This window comes from Pseudomonas fluvialis, from assembly GCF_002234375.1.
In the GTDB taxonomy this organism is placed as follows: domain Bacteria; phylum Pseudomonadota; class Gammaproteobacteria; order Pseudomonadales; family Pseudomonadaceae; genus Aquipseudomonas; species Aquipseudomonas fluvialis.
In genome coordinates this window covers 1-18,259 of sequence record NZ_NMQV01000021.1, presented here as the reverse complement: position 1 = coordinate 18,259, position 18,259 = coordinate 1, and the positions used below count along the sequence as shown (strand labels likewise).

Here is an 18,259-nt window from a genome sequence, read left to right as displayed (position 1 = left end):
AGGCTTTCCTGCAGGCGCATGTTCAGGCGCGCGGCCTTGATCTGCCCCATGGCGTCCAGCCCCTCCATCCAGCCATCGCGGATATCTAGTACATCCTGACGCAGGACATTGATCTGTTTCAGTGCCACCAGGCCGGTGGTCAACAGGATCAGGCCAAGCAGGCCAAAACCCAGCAGGTTGCGGGCACGCACGCTAATGGCTCGTAGGGACATCTTGAGCTCCAGAAAAAACGCTAGGGGGTAAGTGGTTTAACGACTGCCGCCGGTAAATATTTAGGATTTATTTACAGACTAGCGTGCGCCGGCCGGATCAGCCGAAAAACCAGTAACACACTGTAATCGCCGCCAGGATGCCGGCCAGGTCGGCAAACAGCGCACAGCCCACCGCATGGCGTACTCGCTGGATACCCACCGCGCCGAAATACACCGCCAGCACGTAGAAGGTCGTCTCCGTACTGCCCTGCACCGTGGCAGCGAGCAGGGCAGGGAAGCTATCGACGCCGAAGGTCTGCATGGTCTCGATGAGCATGGCGCGTGCGCCACTGCCGGAGAACGGCTTGATTAGCGCGGTGGGCAAGGCCTCGATGAAACGCGTATCCCAACCAGCCCCTTCAACCAGCCAGCGGATACCCTGCAGACCGAGATCGAGTGCGCCCGAGGCACGCAAAACACCCACGGCACAGAGCATGGCAACCAGGTAGGGGAGCAGATCACGGGCGACATTGAAGCCTTCCTGCGCCCCTTCGATGAAGCTTTCGTAAACCGCCACCTTGCGCCACCAGCCCACCAGCAAAAACAGCAGGATCAAACCGAACAGGCTGAGATTGCCGAGCAGCGAGGACAGCTGGGCCAGCGCTGTAGCACTGAGGCTGGCCAGTAAAGCCATGAAAGCACCGAGCAGCAGCGCCGAGGGCAGCAGATAGGCCAGCACCACCGGGTCCCACAAGCGCAGGCGCTGCATCAGCGCCACCGCCAGCAGGCCGGCCAGTGTCGAGGCACTGGTAGCCAGGAGAATCGGCAGAAACACCAGCGTCGGGTCAGCCGCGCCTTGCTGTACGCGGTACATGAAGATCGACACCGGCAGCAGCGTCAATGACGAGCTGTTGAGCACCAGAAAGAGAATCTGCGCATTGCTGGCCGTGTGCGGCAACGGGTTGATCGCCTGCAGGGCTTTCATCGCCTTGAGGCCGATGGGCGTGGCCGCGTTGTCCAGGCCCAGACCATTGGCGGCGAAGTTCATGCTGATCAAGCCAAGCGCCGGATGGCCACGCGGCACCTCGGGCATCAGGCGCGCGAACAGAGGGCCGAGCAGGCGTGCCAGCAGATCGATCAGCCCGGCTTTCTCGGCAATGCGCAACAAGCCCAGCCACAGGGTCAGGGTGCCAAATAGCAGGACCATCACCTCGACCGACAACTTGGCCATGGCGAACAGACTTTCCACCATGGCGGCCCATACCCCCGGGTCACCGCCGATCCAGCGCATCACGGCAGCCAGCGTGGCTACCAGGAAAAAACTCAGCCACAGGCCGTTGAGCATGCCCTGTCCCCCTGTTCAGTGCGGCGATGATAGCGAGCAGCGCCCCCTGCTGCACGACTACCGGCGCGTTCATATACAGATACAAGTAGGCCTTTGAACTTGTTACACGCCGGGCGACTCTTAGCGCCACCTATTTCCCAGTTGGATTGTCGGATATGTGGCTACAAGCACTCGCCCCTGCCTCCCTGCCTAGCAGCCCACTGACCTGGCAGGCAGCCTTGTCTCGCCTGCTGCTGTTGAGCAGCCTGAGTGCCGGCCTGCTGATGGCCGATGACTTCATCCAGCAACTGTTTACCCCAGCCAACCAGGCCGAGCTGGAGCTGCGTTTCGTGGTCGTAGTCTGGCTGTTCGCCCTGGGCCTCTGGCTATGCGCCATGCCACGCCTGATCGTGGCGCTGCTGGTGGGCCTGGCCGGCATGCAGCTGATTCAGCTAAGCCACGTATCCTTCTTCGGCGAACCGCTGGCGGCGCCCGATCTGGTCAGCCTGGTCGACGACTTTGCCGAAGTCCGTGAAACCGGCTGGGCCAGCTTCGCCGACCATTGGCACGTGCTACCCAGCGTTCTGCTGCCTTATGCCCTGTTGATTGCTCTGCACCTTTGGCTGCCACGCTATGTACGCTTGCCACGCAGTCGCTGGGCGCTACTGATCCTCTTCCTGGTCCTGGCTGCAAAGCCCTGGCGCGCCACCTACCGCGACTACAGCTCATTCCTTCCGGGGCCGACCCGCAGCGGCCTGCACAACAGTTTCAACGCCTTCGCCTTCTATGGCGTGCGCCTGGCTTTTCGTCCCGTGGAAACCTTGCCCGCCGCACCTTTTGCGCCCTACCGGATCACCCCACAAGCCAGCAGTGCCAGGCATGTCTGGGTGGTGGTAGCCGACTCGTTGCGCACCGATCGCCTGGGGCTGTTCGGCCATCACCGCGATACCACACCCAACCTGAGCCGCCTGCACAGCCAGGGCGAATTGCTGGCCCGGCCAGGCATCGCTTCCGGCGTAGCGACAGCCGTCAGCCTGCCCATGCTGCTTAACCTGATTCGCGAACCCGGCCAGCCTGAACTGCTGCGCCAGCAATCACACAACCTGTTCGCCCTGGCCCGCACCAGCGGTTTTCGCAGCCACTGGCTTTCAGCCCAGGAATCGAAACTGCTCAGCCACCTGGGCAGCCGTCACCTGGACGTCAGCATCACCCGCGAGGACCACCCACTGCTGTTCCTGCAGCGTCACGATCATGCCCTGGTCGACCTGCTCGGCAAGCAGTCCTGGGGGGAGCGCAACTTCGTCGTGATCAACCTGCGTACCGCGCACCTGCCCTACGAGGAGAACTACGACCAGCACAACGAGCCGTTGCCGAGCTGGCCGGTCGATCCGAGCCTGCCGCGCGAAGAACGCCAGCGCAATGCCTACGACAACGCCATTGGCTACCTCGACGACGTGCTCGCCGAAGTGATTGCCCGTTTCGATCAGCTCGACGGTGAACGCTACCTACTGATCACCGGCGACCATGGTCAGTTGCTCGGTGAAAATGGACGCTGGGGCCACAACGACCTGCTTCCGCAGGTAGCCGAAGTACCGGTGATGGTGCTCGCCCGCGAAGCCCCCGAAGAGGCCCTGAGCAGCCTGCGCCAGCAACGCTGGATCAGCCATCATGAGGCCGGCCTATGGCTGGCCGAGCGTCTGGGGCATCGCGTAGACAACCCCAACCTGCGCCCCGGCGAACACTTCGTGCAAGGCAAGCAGCTATTTGGCGACAACATGATCCAGCGCGTCAGGGAGGGTGCCAGTGGCCTGATCTATGACCGCCCGATATTGCTCAGCCGCTGGCTGGAAGCGCTACAAAGGGAAACCTCGCTTCCCTGACGAGTGGCCTGCAAGGCCACTCACGTGGTTAACCATGGCAACGTACGAACGCGTGGAACGCGCTGGCATCCAGTGGGCGGGAGAACAGGAAGCCCTGGCCCACCTGCGCACCGAGCTGCTGCAGGGTGTCGGCCTGGGTCGCCGACTCGATACCCTCGGCGATCACCTTGAGGCCCAGGTCACGGGCCATGTCGATGATATGCGGGGCCACCGAGCTGCTGGCAGCCTGCATGCCCAGGCTGTCGACGAAGGATTTGTCGATCTTCAGCACATCCACCGGCAGGCGTTGCAGGTAGGACAGGCTGGAGCAACCGGTCCCGAAGTCATCGATGGCAATTCGATGCCCGGCCTGACGAAGCTGCCCCAGCAGCTGGCAGGCTTGCTCGACATCCACCAGGCCTCGTTCGCTCACTTCCCAGACCAGTTGTCGTGCAGCCACGCCCTGGCTGGCCAGTTGCTGCCTGGCAACCTCGACAAAACGCCCTTGTACAATATCCGCTGCCGCCAGGTTGACCGAGATGTACAGCGTGGGGTGCGCGCGCAGCAACTCCGCCATTTGCTGCATGACCAGCTCGATGACGCGCTGGGTAATCGCACAAATCTGCCCACTGGCTTCGGCCTGGGGAATGAACAGGTCCGGACGAACCCGCTGACCGTCGACACGCCGCCAGCGCACCAGCGCTTCGGCACCCACGCAACGCCGCGTCGCCAGGTCGACCAGTGGCTGGTAGTCCACTTCCAGTTCGCCGCGCCGCAAGGCCTGTTGCAAGGCTTTTTCCAGAGACAGCTCGCGGCGCATCAGCAGGCCAGCCAGGGCGCCACCCAGCACGGCCAGCACGCCGGCCAGCAGCACATAGCCAAGGCGCAGGCCGGCCAGACTGGCCTGTAGCGCCGTGGCATCGGCAATCAGCAGCAACTGGATACCCTGGGCATCGCCAGCGCTGGCCAGGTAGAGCCGCCCATCGAGCGCCTGCAACTGCTGCGGGTGATGCAATACAGCCCACTCCGCGGCATCCAGGGTATTGCGCTGCGCGGCAAAATCCAGCACACGCCGCGTATCTCGATCAGCCAGTAGCGCCTGGTAACCCGGCGCCAGGTCGATCTTCTCCTGCACGAAGTACAGACTGCTGGCCACCCGGTGACGAGGGCTCTGCAACAACAGCGAAGGCTGCAGCGGGTCATTCAGCCAGTCCAGCTGCCAGAGCAGCTCTACTTCGCCGAACCGCCAGTGCTGGTAGTCCGTTGTCTGCACGGGTAACGGCAGGCTTTCGCACCAGCGATCATCCGCCAGACGTACAGCCACGGCCTTGGCATACAGCAGGCTGCGCCGCAGCAAACGCAACTGCTGGCGGGCAGGGGCATCACAACGGCTCAGTTGCAGACTGGCCAGCTCCTGCAAATGGCCATGCAACTGCTCGAAAAATAACGTGTTGCGTCGCACCAGCTCGCCCTGCAATACCTGCAGACGCTAGGTTTCCTGACGATAAGCCTGCTGCTCGGCCCAGTGCCAGGCCAGGCTGGCCAAGAGGCCAAACAACAGCACACTGCTGGCCACGGCAACGGGTCAGGGCCGCAACACCCTGCGCCACACCGACAGGCTATTTCCCATAGCGCTCCTCCTGAGCCTTGCCCTGCCAACTTAGTGGCTGTTAAGTACCTGTAACAAGGCGGCGGTTTGTGCATCAGCCAGGCCATCATGACGTGCCGGCCGGTACTTCATCTGGAATGCGGCCAGTACATTGCGTGATTGCTCATCGTGCTCGCCACTCAGGGCAATCGCATAGCCTAGCGCGGCCAGCTGCTGCTGGAACCACAGCGGCTCGGGCAACCTCTCAGTGAAATCGCCTTGCACGCGGGCCACTGCCTGCGCATCCGGCCAGCGAATCAGCCCGGCCGCGGCCAGGCGTGCCCAGGGAAACAGCGGCCCGGGATCAACCTTACGCTGCGGCGCGATATCGCTATGGCCAATGATGCTGTCCGGGGCTAGCCCGTGGCGCCGCACGATATCCTGCAGCAGGGCCAGCAAGACCTCGATCTGCGCCTCGCTGTAGGGTGCCCATACACGCCCTGCGGGCGTTTCCCGATAGCCCGGATTGACCAGTTCGATACCAATGCTGCTGCCATTCAGCCAGGTTCGTCCCTGCCAGCTGCTATCGCCGGCATGCCAGGCACGGCGGTTCTCGTCGACCAATTGGTAAAGCGTCGGCGGCTCCTCGCCAATCAGGTAATGACTGCTGACCGGGCCTTCGGTGAGCAGTTGCAGCGAGTGCTCAAGGTCCGTCGAGGTGTAATGCAACACCACGTACTGCACCCGGCTGGCATGGTTGGCGGAGCTGTAGTCACGCTGGATCGACAGGCCGCTTGAGCAGCCGGCGAGGAGCAGGACGAGGCAAGGCAGCAGGTATCTCATGGCTGGATATGCAGGACGCTTTGCAGGTTGTCGAGCAGCATGTCCACGCTGAGCATGATCAACAGCATGCCGGTCAGGCGTTCGATAGCCCCCAGCCCGCGCGGGCCGAACAGACGCTGCAGAAAGGCCGCCTGGGAAAGGATCAGCGCCGCGGCAGCCCAAGCCAGCAGCAAGCCGGCATACAACTCCCAAAGCGGCCCCTGGTGGGTATTGCGCAGGGTCATGATCACCGCCAGGGCCGAGGGCCCGGCCACGGCAGGGGTGGCCAGGGGCACCAGCAACGGCTCGCCTCCCGGCAAATCCCCCAACACCCCTTGCGGCCCAGGAAAAATCAGGCGCAGTGCAATGATGAACAGGATGATGCCGCCGGCAATCGAGATGGCTTCGCGCGACAGGTTGAGCGCACTGAGAATCTTCTCGCCAAACGTCAGGAACAGCAGGAGCAGGCCAAGCGCCAGCAACAGCTCACGCAACACGATACGCAAACGACGGTGTGGCTCGACGTGCTTGAGTACGGCGAGAAAGATGGCAATGTTGCCGAAAGGATCGGTTACCAGAAAAATCAGAACGGCAATGCCGAGGATATCCATACTGCGCTCCACACAATGAGCGGGCTAGTGTAGCGCGCGGCACTGCACACCGGCAGCGCCAGGAAAACTGTGATGCAGCAGCGATTTTGCGCAACCTGATGACCGTTTGGTCAGCTCATTCGACCAACTGCCGTGCAGGCAGGGCACCACAGGCCTAGCGTGAAGTCATAGTCATAGCGCCCACCCGCCGCGTACGAGGAACCTGTCATGCACCGTACCCTGCTGTGGTTCAAGAACGACCTGCGCCTGGATGACCATCCGGCCCTGCAAGCTGCCCTGCAGGCTGATCGCCTGCTGCCTCTGTATATCCTCGACAGCCAGTGGCTGGAGAGCGAACAACTCGGCTGCCGGCGTCTGGGCAGCCACCGGGCACGTTTCCTCCTGGAAAGCCTGCATGCCCTGGATAGCCAATTGCGCAACCATGGCTCGCGTCTGCTGCTGCTACAAGGCCAGCCAGAAAATCTCCTGCCGCACCTGGTCGAGCAACTGGATATCCGTGAAGTCCTGACCCTCGACGAAATAGCCCCTGAGGAAATCGCCCAGCTGCAACGCGTAGCCCGTGCCCTGGGCAGCGTGCCGTTGCGCCGCCTGCCCGGCAACAGCCTGCTGCAGGAAAGCCAGTTGCCGATGCCACTGCAACAGTTGCCCACGGTATACAGCCGTTTCCGCGAATGGGTAGAACAACGCCTGCCGGTATTCCAGCCATCCAGCATTCCCCACCAGTTGCCGGCCATGCCGGAGGCGGCGCTGGAATGGCTGCAGCCACTGCCCACCCTTTCACAACTGGGCTACGGTGAAGCGCAGCCGGTTCAACATAGCGCCTTCCCCTTTTCCGGAGGCGAGGTGGCTGGCCAGGCCAGGTTGCGTGACTACCTGTGGCAAAGCGGCAACGTGCGCCAGTACAAGGACACCCGCAACGGCATGATCGGTACCGAGTACTCTTCCAAGTTCTCGCCCTGGCTGGCCAATGGCAGCCTGTCACCACGCCGGGTAGCCGCCGAGCTGCGCCGTCATGAAGCCCAGTTCGGCGGCAATGACTCCACCCAATGGCTATGGCGTGAACTACTCTGGCGCGAATTCTTCCGCTGGACCCTGAAACGTCATGGCGCAGCGCTCTTCAAGCCCCACGGCATCAAGCAGGAAGCCGTGGCACAACGCGCACTCGACGCGCGTTTCCAGCAATGGTGCCAGGGGCGTACCGGCATGCCGCTGGTGGATGCCTGCATGCGCGAGCTGGCCAGCAGCGGTTTTCTGTCCAATCGTGGTCGGCAGATCGCCGCCAGCTACCTGATCCATGACCTACAGCAGGACTGGCGACACGGTGCCGCCTGGTTCGAGGAACATCTGCTCGACTACGATCCGGCCAGCAACTGGTGCAACTGGGCCTACCTGGCCGGTGTTGGTAACGACCCACGCCACGCACGGGTCTTCAATACCCTGCGCCAGGCACGCGAGTATGACCCGGAGGCGGCCTATGTCAGTCTCTGGTTACCAGAGCTGGCCCATCTGCCGCAACAGCTGCGCCATACCCCGTTCCTGCTGGCCCATGGTCACCTGCGGGTACTCGGCTATCCCTGCCTGGAGCAGATACCGGAGAGCTGGAAACCCTACTTTCCCCATGCAGCCTGAGCCACAGGCCTGACCAGTCAGGCCACGATCAGTCGATCGCGCCCTTCGCGCTTGGCCTGGTAGAGCGCCTGGTCAGCACGTTCGAAAACCTGATCGCTGCGCTCGTTATCGGCAAAGGCGGTCAGTCCGGCCGAACAGGTGATGGTCAGCGGTTCGCCCTTGAAGTGGAAAGGGCAGGCGGCCACGGCGGCACGCAGGGTTTCCAGCAGTTGCTGGCCACCACTGAGCGGCGTGCCCGGCATCAGCAGGACAAACTCCTCCCCCCCAAAACGTGCCAGGAAATCCGTCTTGCGGGTCCGCTTGCGCAACTCCTGGGCAATGATCTTCAGGACCTTGTCGCCGGCCAGGTGGCCATAGCCATCATTGATGCGCTTGAAATGGTCGACATCCAGCACGGCGAGCAACAGCTCGCCGCCGTAACGCTGGCGGCGGGCAACCTCCAGCTCCAGACGTTCGTTCCAGCCGGCCCGGTTGGGCAGGCCGGTCAACGGATCGGTCAGCGCCTTTTGCCGTTGCTCTTCGATGTGCTCGCGAAAATGTGCGGCTTGCTCCTCCATTTCCGCGACCTTGCCCATCAACCCCTGCAGGCGCTCGGCCACCCGCGCCTCCTGCTCGTCACGCTTGCGCTGGTGCTGGCTGACCGTCTGTAACAAGCCATCCAATCGGGTTTCCAGGGCACGCTTGAGACTGTCCAGGTCGCTGGCCTGTTGCACACTGTTTTGCAGGCCACTGACCTGCTCGCGCAGCTCCTGGTTGAAACTGCGCGTCTGCAACAGCGACTCGCTGTAGCCTTCCTGGGCCTGGTTGAGGGTATCGAGAAAACTGGCCAGGCGTTCGTTGAGCTGACTGAGGTAGACGGCAAACTCGCGCTGGCCACTGTCACTGACTGCCAGGACCAATACGGCCAGGTCATCCAGGGCAGGAACCAGTTCATACCAGTTGAGTGTGCCGCCCAAACGCTGGCGCAGGTCGGCAGCCAACGCCTGGTGATGGCTAGGCAACTGCAACTCGTCAAGCAGCTTGCCAAGACTGGCGGCGATATGCGGCGCCACGGCGCTGTAGCCCGGCTCACTGGCCGGGAGTGCGTAGTCATCGCCTTCGCCAGACAGCAGACTGGCTGCCAGGGGCAGGCTGTCCAGGGTATTGGCGGAAAGTGCCGCTTGCGGGCGCTGCTCGTCAGGTTGTTGCAGCGGCGCTGTCTGTTCTGCCCGCGAGGCTACCGGCAAGCTCGTCGGCTCGGCCGTCGCCAACGGCTCGGCAGCACCACCCGCATTTTCACGCGGGCCAAACAGACGCTGTAAAAAACCCGGGCGCTGTTGTTCGACATCCCCCAGCAGGCTGAACGTCTGCTGCTGCAGGCTGCCCAGTTCGCCCAGCAGGGCAGGCAGCTCGGCGATATTGCCAGCCTGTCGCTCGACTTCCTTGGCAAAACGCTTGAGCGCCTTGCGAATGTCGCGGGGCGGTTGCAGATCGAGCAATTGCCTGGCCAGGGTAGCCAGCGCGGAAAAATTTGCCTGGCTACGTTGCTGACGACGGTGTTCGGAGTCGAGTACGGCTTTTTCCAGGCGAGGGATCAGCCCGGCAAGACCGGCATCGAGATTGTCGCCACGGATGATCTCGCGCAGTTCCTGCATGCACTGGTCAACCATCTTGTCGCTGCCTTCGGCAGCCAGCGAAGTGCGCACCAGGCCACGACGCAACAGGTCCAGGCGGTTTTCCCAGCGTTTCTCCTGGCGCTCCTGCTGCTCCAGGCTTTCCAGGTACTTGGCTTTCCAGCGTTGGCTATCGTCACTCATGACTACGGTCCATGCCGCTGCCACGCAGCCGGCGCAAGAGGGGGCTCAAGAGACAAGGGAACCGGCAGGCGGATATCCACGGCAACCGGCAAATGATCGGAAATCGGTTCACCCAGCACGGCATAGCGCTGCAACTGCAAACTGGAACTGAGCAGGATATGGTCCAGACAGCGTAGCGGTTTCCAACTCGGAAAGGTGGCCTGCAACTGGGGGGCACGCAAATCCAGATCGCGTAGCGGCGAACGCTGCAGCAGGTCCTCGGCCTGGGTGTTCATGTCGCCCATGAGGATGCAATGCCGGTAGTCCTGGAGCAACTCGCGGATATAGGCCAATTGCCGGGTACGGGTACGAGCACCCAGCGCCAGATGCATCATGACCACCAGCAGCGCATCCTGTCCTTGCCCCAAGCGCAACACGATAGCGCCACGACCGGGAGGGCCAGGTAGTGGGTGATCTTCCAGCAAGCTGGGACGCACGCGCGACAGCAAGCCGTTGCTGTGCTGGGCAAGATGCCCCATGTTGCGATTGAGCTGCTGATACCAATAGGGGAAGTCGGCCAACTGCGCCAGGTGCTCGACCTGATTGATATAGCCGGAACGCAGGCTGCCGCCATCGACCTCCTGCAAGGCCACCAGATCAAAATCCGCGAGCATGCGGGCAATTCGCTGCAGATTGAGTTGCCGCTCGGGATGCGGCAGCACATGCTGCCAACTGCGCGTCAGGTAATGCCGATAACGCGCGGTACTGTTGCCAACCTGGATGTTGAAACTGAGCAAACGCAGGCAATCACCCTGCGTCAGGCGGCCAGGCTGCGCCCGCGGATTGCACTGCGCTTCAGGCAGGGCAACCGGACGCGAAGTAAGCCAGCGGCGCAGCATGGCCCGAAACGCCTTAGGGCTGGGTACGCTCGAGATCGATCAGGTGGTCGGCCACCTTGAGGGTCTGCGCCATACCACCCGAGCTACCGATATCGAAACGGTACTTGCCACCGACAACCAGCACCGGCACACCGGTAATCTGGTAGGCCTTGGCGAGTTTCTTGGCCTTCTCGACCTGGCTCTTCACGGCGAAGGAGTTGAAGGTCTTGAGAAAGGTGGCCCGATCCACACCCTGGGTCGCGACGAAATCAGCAAACTCTTCCAGTGTGGTGAGTTTCTTGCCCTGCTTGTGCATGGCATCGAAAACGGCACTGTGCACGCGATGTTCAACCTTCATGCTTTCCAGGGTCAGGAATGCCTGGCCATGCAGATTCCACAGACCGCCAAACATGGCCGGAATGCGTACGAAATTGACATCTTCGGGCAGCTGCTCGGCCCATGGGTTGATGGTCGATTCGAATTGGTAGCAGTGCGGGCAGCCATACCAGAACAGTTCCACTACCTCGACCTTGCCCGGCACGGCGACGGGCACAGCCGAATTCAGCTCGACATACTGCTTGCCGGCCTGAATCGGCTCGGCCTGTGCCTGCAAGGCAAACAGGCCAGTGCTGGCGATGAGTGCGGACAGGATCAGATTACGCATGCTTGACTCCTAGAAAAATGGGCCGGTTGGCAACGGCAGTTGGACTGCCTGGCCTGGCCAGGGGTTCCTTCATTGTAGCGACAGCGACAACGAAAAAGGGTGGCCATGGCCACCCTTTTTCATTCCAGCGTAACCCGCCATCAGGCGGGCCGGCAGGCCTTAGTGCAGGCCCTGGATATAGCTGGACAGTGCTTCGATGTCCTTGTTGCTCAGCTTGGCGGCAATCGAACGCATGATCATGGTTTCACCGTCGTTGGTACGGTTGCCTTCGCGGAAGTCGGTCAGCTGCTTGGCGATATAGGCCGCATGCTGGCCACTCAGGCGCGGATACGCGGCGGTCGCAATACCGGCACCATCAGGGGCATGGCAACCGGTACAGGCCGGCATACCGTCTTCCAGCTTGCCACCACGGTAGAGTGCCTGGCCGCGCTCCACATGCTGGGCATCAGCCATACCTACGGAAGCCTTCTGGCTGGCGAAGTACGCAGCGATATCCGCCAGATCCTGCTCGTTGAGCGCATCCAGCATGCCCGTCATTTCTACCACAGGGCGGGCACCGGACTTGATGTCGAGCATCTGCTTGAGCAGGTAGCGCTCGCCCTGGCCAGCCAGTTTGGGGAAGTTGGGCATCATGCTGTTGCCATCTGCACCATGGCAGGCGCCGCACATGGCTACCTTGTTCTGGCCAGCTGCGGCATCGCCGGCGGCCTGAACGGCAGTGGTCACACCCAGTGTCAAAAGCAGGCTCATCAGAAGTTTGTTCATCAGCTAATCCAACCAACGGCTAAGGGATAAAGTCAGAACCGGGATGCCCACGGCACCAGCCCGGTAAAATGGGTACTGCTGGATGCCCGGCTCGGCAGCAGCCTGACATCACGGATGAAGCAGCTGGGCTGCAAATGGCGGCACCGCTTTCTTGCGTGCGGTTGTTCGCGCCTCCCGGCTGGCACTCGACCCTGGATTATAGAGCGCACAGTAAATCGCCAACATTATATACTTGCGCGAACCAAACGGAAACGTAACTGCCTCTCCTGCGACGCTGTGTTGCACGCTCTGGATCCCACCCCATGTCCGTCAAGAATCCGCTTCTCGGCTTGTGCCAACAAGCCCGCTTTCTCATCAGCGCCGCCAAGGTCGATCAGTGTCCCGCCGACGAAGGCCTGGAAATCGCTTTCGCCGGACGCTCCAATGCTGGCAAATCCAGTGCACTGAATACCCTGACGCATGCCAATCTGGCACGTACCTCGAAGACCCCAGGGCGCACCCAGTTGCTCAATTTCTTCAGCCTGGACGAACAACGCCGGCTGGTCGATCTGCCCGGCTATGGCTACGCCAAAGTTCCCATCCCGCTCAAGCAGCACTGGCAAAAGCACCTGGAAGCCTACCTGAGTAGCCGCAATAGCCTGGTAGGACTGGTCTTGCTGATGGATATCCGTCATCCGCTGACTGACTTCGATCGCATGATGCTGGATTGGTCCAGGGCTGCCGGCATGCCGTTGCATATCCTGCTGACCAAGGCTGACAAGCTTGCCTATGGCGCAGCCAAGAATGCCCTGCTCAAGGTCAGCCAGGAGATCCGCCAGCACTGGGGTGAACACGCCAGCATCCAATTATTTTCCGCCCCAAAACGCCAGGGCATCGAAGAAGCCTTGCAGGTACTGGCGCACTGGCTGCAACTGTCAGGTGAGGCAGTCACCCCAGGCGAATGATCGAGGATCCCGCATGAATCATGTACAACCCGGCATTCTTGCTACACCCGTGCCTGCCCAGGCCATTCACCTGTTCTTCAGCATCACCCAGGCCGAGTCTTTACAGGCCGCCCTCGATCGCCTGCTGCCGCTGGTTGATGGCGAGCAGCTGGTCGTCGGCCTGGGCGCCTCGCTGACTCGGCAACTGGGTTTGGAAGTACCTGGCTTGCGCAGCTTCCCGAACCTCCAGGGTAGTAGCGTTGATATCCCCAGTACCCCTCATGCGTTGTGGCTATGGCTGCGCGGAGAAGACCGCGGAGAGCTGTTGCATCGCAAGCTACACCTTCAGCAACTGCTGGCGCCTGCGCTGCAATTGATGTGCAGCACCGAGTCCTTCCGCTATCGCAGCGGCCACGACCTGAGCGGTTACGAAGACGGCACGGAAAATCCGCAGGATGAAGATGCGCTTGCAGCGGCCGTAGTCAGTGGACAAGGCAATATGGATGGCAGCAGCTTCGCTGTTGTCCAGCACTGGCTGCATGACCTCCAGTACTTTGCCCGGTTGCCAGCAACCGAGCAGGATCACATTTTCGGTCGCCGGCAGAGTGACAACGAGGAACTGGAGGACGCGCCCGACTCCGCGCACGTCAAACGCACCGCCCAGGAAAGCTTTACTCCGCAAGCCTTCATTCTGCGACGCTCCATGCCGTGGGCTGCAGGCGAGCAGGCCGGTCTGGTATTCCTGGCCTTTGGCCATAGCTTTGCTGCCTTTGAAGCACAGATGCAGCGCATGGTCGGTCTTGAAGACGGGATAGTCGACGGCCTGTTTCGTTTCAGCCGCCCTATATCCGGCAGTTATTACTGGTGCCCACCGCTGACGGATGGACGGCTATGCCTGGATATCCACCAGAGCAAATGAGCCTGGCAAGCTTTTGCTAGAGCATAAAAAACCCGGCGGTAGCCGGGTTTTTTATGGCTATAAACCTGTCGACGGGCAACAAACCTGGCATTCAGCACCACAGGAAATCCCAATTAAATTAATGGCTTACGAAAAATAATGGGCACCATTATTGGCATGATTGAGCCACATAAACTGGCATTTTCCGCCGGAATTACCGCAATAAATGGCATTTTCTGTGAGCCGCCGCCGCAGGGCACTACAAATAGAGATAATCATTCCTTGGGGCGGGACGGCCTAGATTGACACCCTGTCAATGAAACCCAGATTAGTGAGGATGACAACCTGAGGGAATCCCCACTCGTCGCAAGGTGAGATGCTCGCTTGTCCTACTTCAGCTGCACAGATTTCCCCCGGATCGACTGCGATACCAAATCATCGTGGGGCCACCATCGGCTTGGCTTTGCTTACGAATTTCAAACTGCTGCGACTCATGGATTACATGCCGCCAACTCCCACAGCCATATCGCTTCGGCGTCTGCTCAGGATATGTCTTGGCAATCCAACGGATAGCCTCGAATAGGGGTGCCCAACCTACCTCCGCGAACTGGTTTTCCGCTTCACGCAAGCAAGCGGTTATCTCACTGCTGGGCCAATGTACCGTGCTGTCAGGGCTAACACCCCAGAGAAAAGCATCTTCAAACTCCTTCGTCTGCATGTACTCGGCCATCCTGGTGCGAGCCTCCTCCATCGATTTGGCCCACTCCCGCAGTGCCAAGTAGTGACCATCAATGGTTTCGTAACTCTCATCGAGGTACGTTTCAGCGGCTACACATCCATCGGCGTCCCAAAGATCAAAGCGCTGAAGGAAGTGGTGTACCAACTCATTACGGAGGTCGACTAACTCCTTGAGAGCAGCCTTGGTCTCGGCATAGCGATCCTCAGGCAACTCCATCTGAAATCGGATACTGACCCATTCCCTATCAGCGGGCTCATCTTGTTCTGGCTCTTCCGTCGGCTCAGGCAGCTTCAGATAGCTCTCAGTCAGCATCCCCGCCAAGGTACCCAGAGTCTTCTTGTGGGCACAGGCGACTTTCTCGTCACGAATCGCCAGTAGGCGTTCAGGGGGGCCGCTCAACTCGCTATGGGCCACCATAGCCTTGAGTAATCGCTCGTACTGCTGCAACTGCAACATGCAACGACCGAGCTTACGCTGCACCGTGCGCTGAAGGTCAGGTACGGGATCTTCTGTAGCGCTGGGGTGGGTTTCATCCATCTAGAGCGGCTCTGAACTAACCAATTGAGGGATCAATGGTTTCTAAGTGTCGTGCATGCCTCATGGCTTTGGAAGTCACTAGGTAGCAAGCCCCCACACCAAGGACACAAAAGGCCGGAAGCGATGCCTCCTTCCATTCGGGAAGGAAAATTCCAAAACAAATGGAATATTCCATTGACAATGGAATTTTTTGAGTTCAATCTGCTTACATTCCAAACGGAGTGGAACATATGCGACTCGAAGACCTGTTTTGTAACCATGCCCAGCCACAGACCAAGATCCTCCGTCATCAGCTAGCCAATGAGGTCAATGATGCCTATTTGGGGCACCTCAATGCTGAGGCTGAGAAGTATCGGTGCGACCCGAAAGCTCTAGACAAGATTCTTGGTGGGGCTTCGCATTTCAATGCCATTGCCGAGAGCTGCTACGACTACGCAGTTGAAGGCCAACTCAAGACAACCGGTGTCGGCCCCCAAGATGAAAATTGGTTGGACTTTGCATCCTTCATTAACCAAGCCCGCTGGGACAACGAGTTTCACAGCGCGAACTCCCGGGCACCAAGTCTTGAACACCTATTCAAGCTGGGGGCAATTCGCGCGCGCTTGGACAGCGACACGCTTGGTCATGTCGCTACCGACGCCTTACCTACAGTGCTCAAAGATACCGAGTGCGGATATCTCACCCTGAACGAAGTCGCCTTTCTCGCACAGATGACGGAGAAGGCCGTGCGTAATGCCACTCAACCCACCGCGCCAGATCGTCTTCACACTCGAAAAGAAGGGACTCGCACCGTGGTCGACTCGAATGAGGCGCTGCGCTGGCTGAAAGGGCGCCGCCACTTCAAACCAACTGCTCTGGTTTGAGGTGCACTCATGCTCATGACCCGACACGCCGAACTGCGTTGCCAGGAGCGCCGTATCAGCGAACAGCAATTGGAATGGCTGCTGTGCTACGGAGAGGAAAGTCATAACCGGGGCGTCTGCTTGTGCTTTTTCGACCGAGCAGGTTTCTCGCAGTTACTTAGCGATGTAGACCTCAAAAGCCAAGAAATGGCCTTACGCAGCAGAGACATCTACGCGGTGCTGGCAGAGAGCAAAGTCATCACCGTGGGTTATCGGGACGAAAGGCTAAAGCCGCAAAAACCTCACAAGCGAGTTCGACGAGGCACGCCCAGTAACCCAGGTGCCCGTCGCACTCACCGTCGTACGCGTTAACTCAAGGAATGAACCATGAGCCACTTTGAACAATTCAGCCCAATCCTCCTCGACTCAACTATCAACCTGAGCGGCGCCGATTTGCCCAAGGAGTTGTTGCTGTCATCGGAGGGTAGTGTTCAGACCTTCTACGCCCCCTTCGACTACATCAACACTAAAGCCCGGATCACTATCTGCGGCATCACGCCAGGTCACCAGCAAGCGGTGAACGCACTGAGCGAGGCACGCAGACAGCTAAAAGCTGGAGCATCCATTGAAGAGGCCAGAAGGAAATCTAAGGAAACCGCGAGCTTTTCTGGGCCAATGCGCAACAACCTGATTGCTATGCTCGATCACATTGGCATTGCGAAACTGCTCGGGATTGATAGCTGTGCCCGGCTATTCGATACCCACACACACTTGGTGCATTACACCTCCGCACTTCGCTATCCAGTTTTCGTCAATGGCGCGAACTACAGCGGCAGTCCATCAATGCTCAAGCAGAAATCCATGCGAGAGCAGGTCGAGACGCATCTTGCCGAGGAGGTAAAAGCACTGGGCAATAACTGCCTCTACGTTCCCCTTGGGCCCAAAGTGGCCGAAGCCCTTGAGCATCTACAAGGCCAAGGCCTGCTCAAGCCTGAGCAGGTTCTCGCAGGTCTTCCCCATCCGTCAGGCGCTAACGCCGAACGGATCAGTTACTTTCTGGGCAACAAAGCTCGTGAACACCTATCTGCAAAAACCAATGCGCAGGTACTGGACGCTGCACGAACTCAGCTGTGCGCCAAAGTATCCAGCATTGCAGCTCAAGGGTGGCGCTGATGCGAACACTCATAAATTTGCCAATGTGGGCACTGTTGTCCATCAAGCTCTGGGGCTTCCGAAAACTGCTCACGATGGCCGAGGAACAAACTCAGGACGCTCTGAACCTGTTTTGCAGTAGCTGCTCGACTGACAGCAGCATCTGTGAGCGCCCTCAGCATTGCCGGCTGAAAAGGCTCAGGGATCGAGAAGCTCTCCTTAACAACGTGATACTCGAAACAGAAGACCGAATAGCTCGGCTAGTCGAACTCTGACGATAGGAAACCCATTTTTGGATCCAGGCACAGCACTATGAGCAACCTCTTCAGCGGGCCGTATTTTGATCATGTGATGGCACAAGAGCCTCTCCGATCAGCCGAATACTTTACCCACGGCTCCTCAGCAATGCTATTTCAGCGTGACGGCCAGCTCTATCGGCTAACCACTGACGGAAGAGGCCACTGCTTTCTATCCGAGCAGGCAGCTAAGGGCAATCCACACGTGGTCAGGGTTATCCAAGACTTCGGGCCAGTAGCACCTACCGATGATGCATATTGGGATGATGAGTTTTACTGGTTAGCACAGGTTGAATGGCTTCAGCCTGTAGACCCCACGAGTATCGATGGGGCTCGGCTGACGGAGCTATTCACACAGCTGACAGATGGCGAACTTGTAGAGCATGAGCATCGGGCTCAGTACCTCGAAAAATGCAGACAGGCTGCCAGCAGCCAATTCGAGTTCACTCCTCTGCTCAACACCCTGATTCTGGCTGATCAGTATCTACCTGAACGTGATGGAGCTATGGACTGCAACATCACAAATGTCATGCGACGCCCCTCAACAGGCATGATCGTTTGGAGCGACCCCATTCACTTCACGCCGGGATACCTCACAGAATCCCAGCAGTCAGAGATGAATAGGATCCGCGAGCAAGTTGCCCAGAGCCAAAACATTTCCACGCCTCATTGAAATGCTCTGTGAATCGCCCCGGCTTTTGTGGAGGCCTCAACTCTTGAGAAGATGAGGCCATGAGAAAGACTACGACCTACTCCCCCGAAGTCG

16 protein-coding genes are annotated in these 18,259 nt (G+C 59.8%); 7 read left to right on the top strand and 9 right to left on the bottom strand.

Features of this window, described 5'->3' with window-relative positions:
- Positions 1–309: 309 nt before the first annotated feature.
- A complete protein-coding gene (locus tag CFY91_RS11220; RefSeq protein WP_093986462.1) occupies positions 310–1,536 on the bottom strand; it encodes a nucleoside recognition domain-containing protein in 1,227 nt (408 codons plus the stop codon).
- A 218-nt stretch (positions 1,537–1,754) separates the two neighbouring features.
- Here CFY91_RS11220 and CFY91_RS11215 point away from each other — a divergent pair, with 218 nt between their 5' ends.
- Positions 1,755–3,395, top strand: coding sequence for a sulfatase-like hydrolase/transferase (locus CFY91_RS11215; RefSeq protein ID WP_229727148.1), 1,641 nt, complete (start codon positions 1,755–1,757; stop codon positions 3,393–3,395).
- A 28-nt stretch (positions 3,396–3,423) separates the two neighbouring features.
- Here the strand turns inward: CFY91_RS11215 and CFY91_RS11210 are convergent, their stop codons facing one another.
- The 3 genes from CFY91_RS11210 to CFY91_RS11200 form a co-directional block, all read right to left on the bottom strand.
- The gene (locus CFY91_RS11210) at positions 3,424–4,836 is read right to left on the bottom strand and encodes an EAL domain-containing protein (RefSeq protein WP_133063685.1); all 1,413 of its coding nucleotides are present in this window, start codon (positions 4,834–4,836) and stop codon (positions 3,424–3,426) included.
- Positions 4,837–5,034: 198 nt separating this feature from the next.
- Positions 5,035–5,805: an N-acetylmuramoyl-L-alanine amidase gene (locus tag CFY91_RS11205; protein WP_093986459.1), complete on the bottom strand. Its 771-nt coding sequence runs from the start codon at positions 5,803–5,805 to the stop codon at positions 5,035–5,037.
- Complete coding sequence (locus CFY91_RS11200; RefSeq protein WP_093986458.1) at positions 5,802–6,395, bottom strand: MarC family protein; 594 nt, start codon at positions 6,393–6,395, stop codon at positions 5,802–5,804. The genes CFY91_RS11205 and CFY91_RS11200 overlap by 4 nt, the downstream gene beginning before the upstream one ends.
- A gap of 207 nt (positions 6,396–6,602) precedes the next feature.
- On the opposite strand from CFY91_RS11200, the gene CFY91_RS11195 reads away from it, so the two are divergent.
- Positions 6,603–8,024 (top strand): DASH family cryptochrome, encoded by a 1,422-nt coding sequence (locus tag CFY91_RS11195; RefSeq protein WP_093986457.1) that lies wholly within the window; start codon positions 6,603–6,605, stop codon positions 8,022–8,024.
- 17 nt (positions 8,025–8,041) lie between these two features.
- Here CFY91_RS11195 and CFY91_RS11190 read toward each other — a convergent pair whose 3' ends face one another.
- From CFY91_RS11190 to CFY91_RS11175, 4 genes are all read right to left on the bottom strand, one after another.
- Positions 8,042–9,820, bottom strand: coding sequence for a GGDEF domain-containing protein (locus CFY91_RS11190; RefSeq protein WP_093986456.1), 1,779 nt, complete (start codon positions 9,818–9,820; stop codon positions 8,042–8,044).
- 2 nt (positions 9,821–9,822) lie between these two features.
- The gene (locus tag CFY91_RS11185; protein ID WP_093986455.1) at positions 9,823–10,698 is read right to left on the bottom strand and encodes an endonuclease/exonuclease/phosphatase family protein; all 876 of its coding nucleotides are present in this window, start codon (positions 10,696–10,698) and stop codon (positions 9,823–9,825) included.
- A gap of 13 nt (positions 10,699–10,711) precedes the next feature.
- Positions 10,712–11,341, bottom strand: coding sequence for a thiol:disulfide interchange protein DsbA/DsbL (locus tag CFY91_RS11180; RefSeq protein ID WP_093986454.1), 630 nt, complete (start codon positions 11,339–11,341; stop codon positions 10,712–10,714).
- A 159-nt stretch (positions 11,342–11,500) separates the two neighbouring features.
- Entirely contained in the window at positions 11,501–12,106 is a 606-nt protein-coding gene (locus CFY91_RS11175; protein WP_093986453.1) for a c-type cytochrome, read from the bottom strand.
- Positions 12,107–12,408: 302 nt separating this feature from the next.
- Here CFY91_RS11175 and yihA point away from each other — a divergent pair, with 302 nt between their 5' ends.
- Together yihA and CFY91_RS11165 are read left to right on the top strand one after the other, a co-directional pair.
- Complete coding sequence (yihA, locus tag CFY91_RS11170) at positions 12,409–13,050, top strand: ribosome biogenesis GTP-binding protein YihA/YsxC (RefSeq protein ID WP_093986452.1); 642 nt, start codon at positions 12,409–12,411, stop codon at positions 13,048–13,050.
- A 13-nt stretch (positions 13,051–13,063) separates the two neighbouring features.
- Entirely contained in the window at positions 13,064–13,948 is an 885-nt protein-coding gene (locus CFY91_RS11165; protein WP_093986451.1) for a Dyp-type peroxidase, read from the top strand.
- Between the two features lie 373 nt (positions 13,949–14,321).
- Here the strand turns inward: CFY91_RS11165 and CFY91_RS11160 are convergent, their stop codons facing one another.
- Positions 14,322–15,203: an OST-HTH/LOTUS domain-containing protein gene (locus tag CFY91_RS11160; protein WP_093986450.1), complete on the bottom strand. Its 882-nt coding sequence runs from the start codon at positions 15,201–15,203 to the stop codon at positions 14,322–14,324.
- A 230-nt stretch (positions 15,204–15,433) separates the two neighbouring features.
- On the opposite strand from CFY91_RS11160, the gene CFY91_RS16105 reads away from it, so the two are divergent.
- The 3 genes from CFY91_RS16105 to CFY91_RS11140 all read left to right on the top strand — a co-directional run bounded on the left by CFY91_RS16105 (position 15,434) and on the right by CFY91_RS11140 (position 18,166).
- Entirely contained in the window at positions 15,434–16,066 is a 633-nt protein-coding gene (locus CFY91_RS16105) for a hypothetical protein (protein ID WP_188390261.1), read from the top strand.
- A gap of 366 nt (positions 16,067–16,432) precedes the next feature.
- Entirely contained in the window at positions 16,433–17,218 is a 786-nt protein-coding gene (locus CFY91_RS16235) for a hypothetical protein (protein WP_093986449.1), read from the top strand.
- A gap of 291 nt (positions 17,219–17,509) precedes the next feature.
- The gene (locus tag CFY91_RS11140; RefSeq protein WP_093986447.1) at positions 17,510–18,166 is read left to right on the top strand and encodes a hypothetical protein; all 657 of its coding nucleotides are present in this window, start codon (positions 17,510–17,512) and stop codon (positions 18,164–18,166) included.
- Positions 18,167–18,259: the final 93 nt, after the last annotated feature.

Excerpts from the sequence above, each read along its gene's own strand:
- CFY91_RS11220 (WP_093986462.1), bottom strand. The coding sequence starts at position 1,536 with ATGCTCAACGGCCTGTGGCTGAGTTTTTTCCTGGTAGCCACGCTGGCT.
- CFY91_RS11205 (WP_093986459.1), bottom strand. The coding sequence starts at position 5,805 with ATGAGATACCTGCTGCCTTGCCTCGTCCTGCTCCTCGCCGGCTGCTCA.
- CFY91_RS11200 (WP_093986458.1), bottom strand. The coding sequence starts at position 6,395 with ATGGATATCCTCGGCATTGCCGTTCTGATTTTTCTGGTAACCGATCCT.
- CFY91_RS11195 (WP_093986457.1), top strand. The coding sequence starts at position 6,603 with ATGCACCGTACCCTGCTGTGGTTCAAGAACGACCTGCGCCTGGATGAC.
- CFY91_RS11190 (WP_093986456.1), bottom strand. The coding sequence starts at position 9,820 with ATGAGTGACGATAGCCAACGCTGGAAAGCCAAGTACCTGGAAAGCCTG.
- CFY91_RS11185 (WP_093986455.1), bottom strand. The coding sequence starts at position 10,698 with ATGCTGCGCCGCTGGCTTACTTCGCGTCCGGTTGCCCTGCCTGAAGCG.
- CFY91_RS11180 (WP_093986454.1), bottom strand. The coding sequence starts at position 11,341 with ATGCGTAATCTGATCCTGTCCGCACTCATCGCCAGCACTGGCCTGTTT.
- CFY91_RS11175 (WP_093986453.1), bottom strand. The coding sequence starts at position 12,106 with ATGAACAAACTTCTGATGAGCCTGCTTTTGACACTGGGTGTGACCACT.
- yihA (WP_093986452.1), top strand. The coding sequence starts at position 12,409 with ATGTCCGTCAAGAATCCGCTTCTCGGCTTGTGCCAACAAGCCCGCTTT.
- CFY91_RS11165 (WP_093986451.1), top strand. The coding sequence starts at position 13,064 with ATGAATCATGTACAACCCGGCATTCTTGCTACACCCGTGCCTGCCCAG.
- CFY91_RS11160 (WP_093986450.1), bottom strand. The coding sequence starts at position 15,203 with ATGGATGAAACCCACCCCAGCGCTACAGAAGATCCCGTACCTGACCTT.
- CFY91_RS16105 (WP_188390261.1), top strand. The coding sequence starts at position 15,434 with ATGCGACTCGAAGACCTGTTTTGTAACCATGCCCAGCCACAGACCAAG.
- CFY91_RS16235 (WP_093986449.1), top strand. The coding sequence starts at position 16,433 with ATGAGCCACTTTGAACAATTCAGCCCAATCCTCCTCGACTCAACTATC.
- CFY91_RS11140 (WP_093986447.1), top strand. The coding sequence starts at position 17,510 with ATGAGCAACCTCTTCAGCGGGCCGTATTTTGATCATGTGATGGCACAA.